This is a genomic window from Paracoccus sp. (in: a-proteobacteria) (assembly GCF_047973135.1).
GTDB lineage: Bacteria > Pseudomonadota > Alphaproteobacteria > Rhodobacterales > Rhodobacteraceae > Paracoccus.
On sequence record NZ_JBKEBL010000323.1, the window covers coordinates 1 to 2,185 of the forward strand.

3 protein-coding genes are annotated in these 2,185 nt (G+C 64.4%); 2 read left to right on the forward strand and 1 reads right to left on the reverse strand.

Features of this window, described 5'->3' with window-relative positions; translation table 11 throughout:
• Positions 1 to 101: 101 nt before the first annotated feature.
• A complete protein-coding gene (locus tag ACK5L9_RS23085) occupies positions 102 to 659 on the reverse strand; it encodes a peroxidase-related enzyme (RefSeq protein ID WP_416913802.1) in 558 nt (185 codons plus the stop codon).
• Positions 660 to 866: 207 nt separating this feature from the next.
• Here ACK5L9_RS23085 and ACK5L9_RS23090 point away from each other — a divergent pair, with 207 nt between their 5' ends.
• Both ACK5L9_RS23090 and ACK5L9_RS23095 read left to right on the forward strand, forming a co-directional pair.
• Complete coding sequence (locus ACK5L9_RS23090; protein WP_416913800.1) at positions 867 to 1,280, forward strand: hypothetical protein; 414 nt, start codon at positions 867 to 869, stop codon at positions 1,278 to 1,280.
• A 9-nt stretch (positions 1,281 to 1,289) separates the two neighbouring features.
• A partial coding sequence (locus tag ACK5L9_RS23095; protein ID WP_416913801.1) for an FMN-binding protein occupies positions 1,290 to 2,185 on the forward strand: 896 nt, incomplete at its 3' end.

Consider the following 2,185-nt stretch of genomic DNA (forward strand, 5'->3'; position numbering starts at 1 on the left):
ACGGCACCAACGCCGGACTTGCCGCCGGACATATCCGGACCTTGTCGCCTCTCTGCCTCTGAATGGAAAGGTGGCAAAGCGTCCCGGCGGCTGCGCCGCTGTCAGCGGGATTGTGCGTGATATTCCGGGTTCGGCTGAATATCCGTCCCGATGGCCATGCGGTTCGACATGGCGTAATAGGATGCGGTCGCCACGATGTCCCAGATGCCCCGGTCGCTGAAGCCGTGGTCGCGCAGGTTCTGGCGGTCGGCCTCGACGATCTCGGCGGGTTTTTCGGTCAGCCTGGCGGCGAAATCCAGCATGGCCTGCTGGCGCGGTTGCAGCCCCGCGGCGCGGTAATTCATCACCAGCGCCTCGCCCAGACGGGGATTTCCGGACAGGGCGCGCACCGCCTCGCCATGCGCGACCAGACAATAGAAACAGCGGTTGACGGATGACACCACGACCGCGATCATCTCGCGTTCCAGCGGTGACAATTCGCTGTCGCCCATCATGATATGGTTGTAAAGATTGATGAATGTATCCAGCTTTTCGGCCTCGAAGGCATGGGCGCGCAGCACATTGGGCACAAAGCCCAGCTTTTCCTCGCATTTCGCGAAATAAGACTGCTTGCGCGGCTCAAGCTGGTCGCGGGCAGGCTCGGCGATGTCCAGCGCCATGATCCTTTCGACCGGGCTGGCCGTCTGATGCAGCGGCGAGGTCGGGGACAGAGTGTCGGGTTCTTTGGTCATGGTCGATTTCCTTGCGGCTACAGATGAAAACCGCGCGAAACAGCCGGCGCGCGGCCAGTTGACATGACCGTTTAGGACATTCCGGCCTGATCAAAGTCAAGGATCGCGCGACCGGAATCGGTTAACCGGGGCAATATGAAGCACCCGTTCCGCCAGATCGCAATCCTGCTGGGCGTCCTGACGCTGTGCCTGCATGCGGCCGGGGTTTCGGCGCGTCAGGTGGCGGCTTTCGACGGAACCGCGATGATCATCTGCGGCGATGAAGGTGCTGCAAGGGTGGTGCTGCCCGATGCCTATGGCCCGCCCCGGCCTGCGGAAAACTGCTGCGATTGTCCCTGCTGCCTGACGTCTCCGGCGCTGACGCCGGTTGCGGCGCAGGTCGTCGTGCCCGGGGGGGCGATCTGCTGGCAGGCGTCCTGGCCCGCGCCGGTCGCGCATCCACCGCTGCGGCAGTTGCGCCCGTGGTCGCGTGGTCCTCCGGCGCGGTGGGGGGGCAACGTTGCGGCCTGCGGCATCCTGTCAGCCGATTCCCGCCACGTAACGTCCTGAGGCCCCCGGATGCGCTTTCTTCTGCTTGTGATATTTGTTGTTCTGGGCACGTTGCCCGTGGGGGCCGAAACGGTTCTGGCCCGTCTTTTGCCAGACATTTCCGCCAATGCGCTGGTCGAGGGGGCCGATGCCTTTGGTCCGATCCGCGAGGATGTGCCCGTCGCGCCGGTGATGGCCGCCGGGCAGAGGATCGGCTGGGCCTTTGTCACATCGGATTTCGTCTCGACCACCGGCTATTCGGGCAAGCCGATTCACACCCTTGTCGCGGTGGATGACGACGCGAAAGTGACCGGCGCGCTGCTGGTCAGGCATTCCGAACCCATTGTGCTGATCGGTATTCCCGATTCGAAGATGAAGGCTCTGGTCGCGAATTACCGGGGGCTGGATTTGGTGGCCGAGGCCGGGGCACACGGGTCAGCGCATGATCTGGACATTATTTCCGGTGCGACGGTCACGGTGATGGTGATCGACGATTCCATCGTTCGGGCCGGGTTGAAGGTCGCGCGCGCGCTTGGGCTGGGCGGGCTGGCCCCGGCGGCCGATCAGGGGCCAAAGTTCCGCCTGAACCCCGAGGCCGAGGCGGCGACGGACTGGCAGGCCCTTCTGGGCGACGGCACGATCCGCAGCCTGACGCTGACCGTGGGCGAGGTGAACGAGGCATTTGCCGCACTTGGCGATCCCCGTGCGGAACGGCGCGCATTGACCCAACCGCCCGACTCTACATTCATCGAAATGGATGCGGCACTGGTGTCCCAGCCTGCAATTGCCCGCGCCTTGCTGGGCGAGGCCGAGGCGCAAAACCTGACCGGCTGGCTGGCCGAAGGCGACGATGCCGTCGCGATCTTCGGGCGCGGTCTGTACAGCTTCAAGGGGTCTGGCTATGTGCGCGGCGGCATCTTTGACCG

Bases quoted from the DNA above. Each gene is read 5' to 3' on its own strand.
- ACK5L9_RS23085 (WP_416913802.1), bottom strand. From the start codon at position 659: ATGGCGCTGGACATCGCCGAGCCTGCCCGCGACCAGCTTGAGCCGCGC.
- ACK5L9_RS23090 (WP_416913800.1), top strand. From the start codon at position 867: ATGAAGCACCCGTTCCGCCAGATCGCAATCCTGCTGGGCGTCCTGACG.